This is a genomic window from Pantoea conspicua (assembly GCF_002095315.1).
GTDB classification, from domain to species: Bacteria; Pseudomonadota; Gammaproteobacteria; order Enterobacterales; family Enterobacteriaceae; genus Pantoea; species Pantoea conspicua.
In genome coordinates this window covers 23,452-32,273 of the sequence record NZ_MLFN01000050.1, presented here as the reverse complement: position 1 = coordinate 32,273, position 8,822 = coordinate 23,452, and the positions used below count along the sequence as shown (strand labels likewise).

General features: G+C 54.2%; 8 protein-coding genes and 1 pseudogene. 6 read left to right on the top strand and 3 right to left on the bottom strand.

Translation table 11 applies throughout. The annotated features are described in order from the left end of the window. The 4 genes from HA41_RS15580 to rsmJ form a co-directional block, all read left to right on the top strand. A partial coding sequence (locus HA41_RS15580; RefSeq protein WP_341865066.1) for a tlde1 domain-containing protein occupies positions 1–371 on the top strand: 371 nt, incomplete at its 5' end. Further along, positions 368–811: a hypothetical protein gene (locus HA41_RS21460; RefSeq protein ID WP_244175135.1), complete on the top strand. Its 444-nt coding sequence runs from the start codon at positions 368–370 to the stop codon at positions 809–811. The genes HA41_RS15580 and HA41_RS21460, both read left to right, overlap by 4 nt. Before the next feature lie 186 nt (positions 812–997). Further along, on the top strand, positions 998–3,040 hold the full coding sequence (gene prlC, locus HA41_RS15570; RefSeq protein WP_094121545.1) for an oligopeptidase A: 2,043 nt from the start codon (positions 998–1,000) through the stop codon (positions 3,038–3,040). A gap of 8 nt (positions 3,041–3,048) precedes the next feature. Continuing rightward, positions 3,049–3,801: a 16S rRNA (guanine(1516)-N(2))-methyltransferase RsmJ gene (gene rsmJ, locus HA41_RS15565; protein ID WP_094121544.1), complete on the top strand. Its 753-nt coding sequence runs from the start codon at positions 3,049–3,051 to the stop codon at positions 3,799–3,801. A gap of 170 nt (positions 3,802–3,971) precedes the next feature. Here the strand turns inward: rsmJ and HA41_RS15560 are convergent, their stop codons facing one another. Continuing rightward, positions 3,972–4,214 (bottom strand): hypothetical protein, encoded by a 243-nt coding sequence (locus HA41_RS15560; RefSeq protein WP_094121543.1) that lies wholly within the window; start codon positions 4,212–4,214, stop codon positions 3,972–3,974. Positions 4,215–4,657: 443 nt separating this feature from the next. Then, positions 4,658–5,095, bottom strand: coding sequence for a universal stress protein UspA (gene uspA / locus HA41_RS15555; protein WP_094121542.1), 438 nt, complete (start codon positions 5,093–5,095; stop codon positions 4,658–4,660). Positions 5,096–5,512: 417 nt separating this feature from the next. Between uspA and uspB the strand changes: the two genes are divergently transcribed. After that, the gene (gene uspB, locus HA41_RS15550; RefSeq protein WP_031374844.1) at positions 5,513–5,848 is read left to right on the top strand and encodes a universal stress protein UspB; all 336 of its coding nucleotides are present in this window, start codon (positions 5,513–5,515) and stop codon (positions 5,846–5,848) included. A gap of 44 nt (positions 5,849–5,892) precedes the next feature. Here the strand turns inward: uspB and pitA are convergent, their stop codons facing one another. After that, the gene (pitA, locus tag HA41_RS15545) at positions 5,893–7,395 is read right to left on the bottom strand and encodes an inorganic phosphate transporter PitA (RefSeq protein WP_143807343.1); all 1,503 of its coding nucleotides are present in this window, start codon (positions 7,393–7,395) and stop codon (positions 5,893–5,895) included. 243 nt (positions 7,396–7,638) lie between these two features. Here pitA and HA41_RS15540 point away from each other — a divergent pair. After that, positions 7,639–8,822, top strand: a pseudogene (locus HA41_RS15540) (BaiN/RdsA family NAD(P)/FAD-dependent oxidoreductase).

Genomic DNA, 8,822 nt, shown 5'->3' with positions numbered 1-8,822 from the left:
GATTTATTCAACAAAGCCTTTATGATGTTAAAAGTAAATCTTTTACCCTCAACGGTATATTTCAGTTTACTGCCATGTATGCCGGTGCAGAAGGATATAAAGATGACTCCGCCTATGAATGTGAAGTCAATAAAGGCCCTTTGCCACGCGGTAAGTATCATATTGGCCAGCCGATGGCAAAGCATCCCTCAGCGGGCCTGTTTGTGTTACGACTCACGCCCTATCGGGATAACGCGATGTGTGGGCGTACCGGATTTCTTATACATGGTGATAATGGCAAAGGAACGGCTTCGAACGGGTGTATTGTTATGGAAATAAAGTACAGGAAAAAAATCGCTGATAGCGATGATAAAGAGTTGATAGTGAAATGAACAGTTGGCTGATATTAGGATGGATTGCTACAGCATTACCTCTTACAGCAACTGCTGCTGTTACTCCGCTATCCTGTCTTGATATAAACAGAGCGGTGGGTGTGGCAATGACGGATGCAATGATAAGGGATTTACAGATTGATCAGCGCCAGTTAGTGCTGAATCAGACACATCTGACGCTACTTGATGTCCAGCCGGTCACGGCCGAAATGGCGCTCTATTATGCCCATCAGGATATAAAAGAACTTGATGTGGATAGCCAGAAACTATCAGGTTATCAGGAGATATATACTTTTCCGGGTACTCAGAATCTTATCGTGAATTACGATTATCAAAACAAAGCGGGTAAGCATAATAAATTTATTGCCTCGATGCTGATAAATGATGAAGAGTGCTCAGTCCGCTTCAATGGCTATATCATCGTTAAACGTGAATTTTAGCCCGGGGCGGCTGGTGTAGAGAAGACGTTCCACCGGCGCGGGCCATTTTCCGCGCCGCGATCGCATTTCGCTCGTTTCTTCCGCAGCGAAGCCAGGCCCCATTGATTTTCGCTACACTTAGCCGCATGTTACTTAGATTGCGTTGCGCGACCCACCGCGCCCCACACATTAATAAAGGACTGCGCTATGACCAATCCGTTACTGACATCTTTTACGCTTCCCCCTTTTTCTGCCATCCAGCCTGAACATGTGGTTCCTGCCGTTACGGAAGTCCTGAACGACTGCCGCGCGATGGTCGAAAAAGTGGTGGCGCAAGGCGCACCTTATACCTGGGATAATCTGGTTCAGCCGCTGGCAGAGAGCGATGACCGCCTCAGCCGCATCTTCTCACCGGTCAGCCATCTGAACTCGGTAAAAAACAGCCCGGAACTGCGCGAAGCCTACGAACAGACGCTGCCACTGCTCTCTGAATACAGCACCTGGGTCGGCCAGCATGAAGGCCTGTATCAGGCGTACCGCAACCTGAAAGAGGGTGACCAGTACGCCGCGCTGGATCTGGCGCAGAAGAAAGCGGTCGATAACGCGCTGCGTGATTTCGAACTCTCCGGTATTGGCCTGGCGAAAGATAAACAGCAACGCTACGGCGAAATTGCTGCCCGCCTCTCCGAACTGGGATCGGCTTACAGCAACAACGTGCTTGATGCCACCATGGGCTGGAGCAAGCTGATCACCGATGAAAACGATCTGGCCGGTATGCCGGAAAGCGCGATGGCTGCCGCCAGAGCGCAGGCGGAAGCCAAAGGTCAGGAAGGCTGGCTGCTGACGCTGGATATTCCCAGCTATCTGCCGGTAATGACCTACTGTGACAACGCCGCGCTGCGCGAAGAGATGTATCGCGCCTACGCGACCCGCGCGTCCGATCAGGGGCCGAATGCCGGTAAATGGGATAACGGCCCGATCATGGCGGAAGAGCTGGCGCTGCGTCATGAACTGGCGCAACTGCTGGGCTTCGACTCCTACGCCGACAAATCGCTGGCGACTAAGATGGCGCAAAGCCCGTCTCAGGTGATCGATTTCCTCAACGATCTGGCGGAGCGCGCCCGTCCGCAGGGTGAAAAAGAGCTGGAGCAGCTGCGCGCTTTCGCGCAAAAAGAGCACGGCGTCACTGAGCTTAATCCGTGGGATCTCACCTATTACGGTGAAAAACAGAAGCAGCACCTCTACACCATCAGCGACGAACAGCTGCGTCCTTACTTCCCGGAGTCACGCGCAGTAGCGGGTCTGTTCGAAGTGGTTAAACGCATCTATGGCATCACGGCAAAACAGCGTACCGATGTGGAGGTCTATCATCCTGATGTGAAGTTCTTCGATCTGTTTGATGAGACCGGTGAGCTGCGCGGCAGCTTCTATCTCGATCTCTATGCCCGCGAACACAAACGCGGCGGCGCCTGGATGGATGATTGCGTCGGCCAGATGCGTAAAGCCGATGGCAGCCTGCAGAAGCCGGTCGCCTATCTGACCTGTAACTTTAACCGTCCGGTGCAGGGCAAACCGGCGCTGTTCACCCACGACGAAGTGATCACCCTGTTCCATGAGTTTGGTCACGGTCTGCACCATATGCTGACCCGCGTAGAAGTTCCCGGCGTTTCTGGTATCAGTGGGGTACCCTGGGATGCGGTCGAGCTGCCAAGCCAGTTTATGGAAAACTGGTGCTGGGAGCCGGATGCGCTGGCGTTTATCTCCGGTCATTACGAGACCGGTGAGCCGCTGCCAAAAGAACTGCTGGATAAAATGCTGGCGGCGAAGAACTATCAGGCGGCACTGTTCATCCTGCGTCAGCTGGAGTTCGGCCTGTTCGATTTCCGTCTGCACACCGAATTTGACCCGACCAAAGGGGCACAAATTCTGGAGACGCTGCGTGAAGTGAAAAGCCGTGTTGCGGTGGTGCCGGGGCCGGAGTGGGGCCGTTTTCCGCACGCCTTCAGCCACATCTTCGCCGGCGGCTATGCAGCCGGTTACTACAGCTATCTGTGGGCGGATGTGCTGGCTGCGGATGCCTATTCACGCTTCGAAGAGGAGGGGATTTTCAATCGCGAAACCGGTCAGTCGTTCCTCGACAACATCCTGACGCGCGGCGGTTCGGAAGAGCCGATGGAGCTGTTCAAACGCTTCCGCGGCCGTGAGCCGCAGCTCGACGCGATGCTGGAACATTACGGCATTCAGGGATAAGTCGTTACGTGAAAATCTGTTTGCTCGATGAATCAGGCGCCGGAGACGGCGCCTTATCACGTTTAGCGCAGCGCTGGCAGCTGGAGCACGACGAGACCGCCCTGCTGGCGCTGGTACAGACGCCGACCCATCTTGAGCTGCGTAAGCGCGATGAGCCGAAGCTGGGCGGCATCTTTGTCGATTTCGTTTCCGGCGCGATGGCGCATCGCCGCCGTTTTGGTGGCGGACGCGGTGAAGCCGTGGCGAAAGCAGTCGGCATCAAAGGTGATTATCTGCCGGATGTGGTGGATGCCACGGCCGGCCTCGGACGCGATGCCTTTGTACTGGCGGCGCTGGGCTGTCGGGTACGGATGCTGGAGCGCCATCCGGTGGTCGCGGCGCTGCTGGATGACGGCTTACAGCGGGGCTATCAGGATGCCGAAATCGGCGGCTGGTTGCGTCAGCGTCTGACGCTGATTCATGCCGCCAGCGCCCAGGCGCTGAGCGAGATCACCCCACAACCGGACGTGGTCTATCTCGATCCGATGTATCCGCATCGTCAGAAAAGTGCGATGGTGAAGAAAGAGATGCGGGTGTTTCAGTCGCTGGTCGGTGCCGATGAGGATGCTGACGCGCTGCTTGAGCCGGCCCGCCGTCTGGCAAAGAAACGTATCGTGGTGAAGCGGCCAGATTATGCGCCGCCGCTGGCTGGCGTCGTCACTCAGGCGGCGGTGGTGACCAAAAGTCATCGCTTCGATATCTATCCCCCGCTGGTGAGCTGATCGTAACGGATCTGCGTGGGTGGCAAGCCGGGTGATCGTCCTCTGGTTTTAACGCTGACCGCCGCACCCGTCACAAAAAAGCCTGCCTGAAATCATCAGGCAGACTTTTCATCAGCATATTTAGCGGGCAATAAACCTGCCGCTTTATAAACTAAACCGCTTATATTAAATCAGGCGGCTAATTTCGCCAGAAAACCTGAAAAAGCGCTTAAAAGCGTTTTTGCTACGCTCAGACCAAAGGCCTTATACGACAGAGCAATTTCGTCCTGAATAACGGTTGATTCAGCCAGTGACTTTACTGTGTTGTCGAATAGCGCAGAAACCTGAGTTAATGCATCATTAACGTTGCCGATGAATTCAGTCAGTCCTGCGCCGCTAACGGCAGAAATTTCAGTCTGGTTAATTTCTCTCATAATCAATATCCTTATCTTTTTGTTAAATGACATTGTTGTGCTTTATCAGCCACCCGGCGACTGAGAGAGCAGAATGAATATAATGGACCCGGCGAACCTTGCCTATAGTAAAACATTGATAAATGAATCTGCGGCGTAATGAGTGAACTGAACTTTTGCTTGTTAATGTGTTGCTAATATAAAGAATTATTTTTATAGAGAGGCAATACGTACTTTTACCGTTAAAGGGCGAATTATCGGGTCTTTGATAATATTTGTCACGGCGCTGTCAGGTGAATTTTCCCTATTCCTGTGTGAGGAATAGCGCTGACAGGTTAAACAACAGCAGGAAAACGCAATTATTGCGACAGGAAAGGCTGGCTGGCAACATTCGCTTACGGGCTGTACCGGAACCGACGTAACGGGAAAAAGCCGGTGATTATCGCCGGCTTTATGAACGGTGGTTATTCGTCGTCTTCATCGCGCAGCGGCACAATCAGCATGTCGATATGCACGGTATTGATTAACTGACGCGCAGAGGACATCAGCTTGCTCCAGAAATCCTGGTGGTGACCACATACCACCAGATCGACATCATACTTTTTAATCGCATCGACCAGCACCTGGCCGAGATCGCCACTGCCGCTCAGGGTTTCACTGATCGGGTAGCCGGCGGAATCAGACAGACCTTTCAGCGCAGAGTGGGTCTCTTCAGAAATACGCTTCTGCATATCCCCAAGGTTGACATCAATCAGGCCGGTATAGAGGTCGGAATAGTTCACATCTACGTGGATCAGGGAAATTTTAGCGTCATAAGGGCGGGCCAGCGAAACGGCTTTATCCACCAGTAACTGACTTTCGGGAGAAAGGTCTACTGCAATCAGGATATGTTTATAAGCCATGATAAAACTCCTTTCACGAGATTAAGGATGGCATCCGGTGTTCCTGCCGCGTCACAGCTTAGCGAAATCCTTTGCGCGAGCGGGCGATGAGCGCCACCAAAGTGTGTACCTGCGCTGCAGGTGATGATGTTGTTATGTCTCTGAGTATAGCCTTCTCTGTTCGCAAATGCTGCTGTTGCCGCCTGGCTTGTGAATAAGATCAACGATGCGGCAATTTTACCCGGCCTGAACGAAAAACATCGCTGGAAAAAATTTAAACATTTCTCCTACACTGAAAAAAGGCGGTCTGGTTTGCTACCGCCCAGGCGTTCATAACACTATCGCAGTCCGGTAATTCAGTGGTTGGCTATTTCTGTAGGCGTGCTCAGCGTTTTCCCGCTGCGTCTGTTCCTGCGGCTCCAGCCAGGAGGGGAGAATATGATCAGCACTATCGCGCTTTTTTGGGCTCTTTGTGTGGTGTGTATTGTGAATATGGCGCGCTATTTTTCGTCACTGCGCGCACTGCTGGCGGTGTTACGCGGGTGCGATCCGCTGTTGTATCAGTACGTCGATGGCGCAGGATTCTTCACCTCGCACGGTCAGCCCAGCAAACAAGTGCGACTGGTGACCTATATCTGGGCGAAACGCTATCTTGATCATCATGATGACGAATTTATTCGGCGCTGCGAGCGGGTGCGCGGCCAGTTTATGCTGACCAGCGCGCTGTGCGGGTTGGTGGTGATCAGCCTGGTGGCGATGGCAATCTGGCATTAAAAAGGGCGACTTGCGTCGCCCTCCGGTATCACTGGCTTTAGGTGTTACACCAGTTTTAACGCAATCCAGTAGAGCGAGCCTGACAGCACAATACAAACCGGCAGGGTGAAGATCCACGCCATGGCGATGTTCTTGATGGTCCGGCTCTGTAACCCGCCACCGTCAACCAGCATGGTACCGGCAACGGATGAGGAAAGGATGTGGGTGGTGGAAACCGGCATCCCGGTGTAGCTGGCGACGCCGATAGAGAGCGCTGCCGTGACCTGCGCTGACATTCCCTGCGCATAAGTCATACCTTTCTTACCGATCTTCTCACCGATGGTGGTGGCAACCCGACGCCAGCCAATCATGGTACCGGTGCCCAGCGCTAACGCGACCGCGACGATAATCCAGACCGGTGCATACTCGATGGTACCCAGAAGATCGCTTTTCAGCTTGTTAAGGAAGCGTTTGTCGTCCGGGGTGGTTTCCGGCAGTTTGGCCGCTTTGTCTGCGGTATCAGAGATACACAACAGTAAACGACGCATCTGACCACGCTGATCAACCGTCAGCTGATCGTAACTTTGCAGATTATTCAGCAACACCTGCGCGCGCTGGACCGCCTGTAACGCGCGAGCACTATCACAGTGGAACTCCTGCGGGCTGCTTGACGGCACTTCCTCCGGTGTCGGCAGCTTAGGCGGCGCCATCTGGATAATATGGGTCAGCGAAGCGTTGTGCTGCTGATAATACTGTTCCAGATGATTGACCGCATCGCGGGTCCGGGTGATGTCGTAGCCAGAGGCATTCATGTTGACCACGAATCCGGCGGGTGCCACACCAATCAATACCAGCATAATCAGGCCGATACCTTTCTGACCGTCATTCGCGCCATGCGAATAGCTGACGCCAATCGCCGAGACAATCAGCGCAATACGGGTCCAGAACGGCGGCTTTTTCTTGCCGTCGATCTTCTCGCGGTCGGCGGGCGTCATATGGATGCGGGCACGCTTTTTGGTGCTGCTCCAGTAGCGACGCAGAATAAAGATTAAGCCACCCGCAATCACCAGGCCAACAATCGGCGACAGGATCAGCGACAGGAAGATGTTCAGTACTTTCGGGATGTTGAGCGCATCAACCACCGAGGTACCGGTCATCAGGGCGTTGGTCAGACCGATACCAATAATGGCGCCGATCAGGGTATGGGAGCTGGAGGCCGGCAGACCCAGATACCAGGTGCCGAGATTCCAGATGATCGCCGCCAGCAGCATAGAAAACACCATGGCGAGACCGTGAGCCGATCCAACATTCAACAACAGATCGGTGGGAAGCATATGAACAATGGCATAGGCGACACTCAATCCACCGAGTAGTACGCCAAAGAAGTTAAATACACCTGCCATCACCACAGCAAGCTGGGCACGCATGGCACGCGTATAGATGACCGTCGCAACTGCGTTGGCCGTGTCGTGGAAACCGTTGATTGCTTCGTAAAACAATACAAACAGCAGGGCAAGAACCAATAACAGGCCAGTACTGAGGTCTAGACCAGCAAACAGATGTAGCATAAACGTTACGCCATTTTTGGAGGACATGAACGCGGCGCATTATCCGCGACAACGTGCTGTATGGGAAAGGAAAATATAGCCTTAATTTGACCTTTAGCAGTAACACACCTGACTTAAAGGGTTAAAAAGCTCCAGATATTAGCTAGTTACATTATGACACATTTACGGCAAAATTTTGACGCTGGCGTCTCAGTGAGCAGATCACTACAATCTGCGCCTTTCCGATTAAGTGAGTAAACCGCCGTGGAACAGTTTGACGTTATCATCATTGGTGCCGGTGCCGCAGGGCTGTTCTGTGCCGCCCAGGCCGGACAGCGCGGGCGTCGCGTCTTGCTGTTGGATAACGGCAAAAAGCCGGGACGTAAGATTCTGATGTCAGGCGGAGGACGCTGCAACTTCACCAATCTTTATACCGAACCGGCGGCCTATCTGTCGCATAATCCTCATTTCTGTAAATCGGCGCTGGCGCGTTATACCCAGTGGGACTTTATCGATCTGGTCAATCGTCACGGCATCGCCTGGCATGAGAAAACCCTCGGGCAGCTGTTTTGCGATGAGTCCGCCCAGCAGATTGTCGATCTGCTGCTGGCCGAGTGTGAAAAGGGCAAGGTGACGCTGCGGCTGCGCAGTGAAGTGCTGAACGTGGCGCGTGACGACAGCGGCTATACCCTGCAGCTGAACGGCAGCACGGTACAGGCGGAAAAGCTGGTGATTGCCAGCGGCGGCCTGTCGATGCCCGGCCTGGGTGCAACGCCGTTCGGCTATAAATCGCGGAACAGTTTGGCCTGAACGTCTTCCCGACACGCGCGGCGCTGGTGCCGTTTACCCTGCATAAGCCGCTACTGGAACAGCTGCAGACCCTGTCTGGCGTGGCGCTGGAGACAACTATCGACGCGCAGGATGGCACCCGCTTTAAAGAGGCGATGCTGTTTACCCATCGCGGCCTCTCCGGCCCGGCGGTATTGCAGATCTCCAGCTACTGGCTGCCAGGTGAGTTCCTCACCATCGATCTGTCACCCGCGACGCCGCTGGATGCGTTCCTGACCGTTCAGCGTGAGGCGCATCCCAACCTCAGCCTGAAGAACAGCCTGGCGAAAATTCTGCCGAAGCGGCTGGTAGAAGTGTTGCAGACGCTGAAGGTGGTGCCGGATATCACCCTGAAGCAGCTCAACAGTCGGCAGCAGGCGGAGCTGGTAGCGACGTTGCACGCCTGGCGTATTCAGCCAAACGGCACCGAAGGTTATCGCACCGCCGAAGTGACGCTGGGCGGTGTCGATACCACTCAGCTCTCCTCAAAAACGATGGAGGCGCGGGCCGTACCGGGGCTCTATTTTATTGGGGAGGTCGCGGATGTGACCGGCTGGCTGGGCGGCTATAACTTCCAGTGGGCGTGGAGCTCAGCCTGGGCGTGTGCCCAGGCGTTGTAA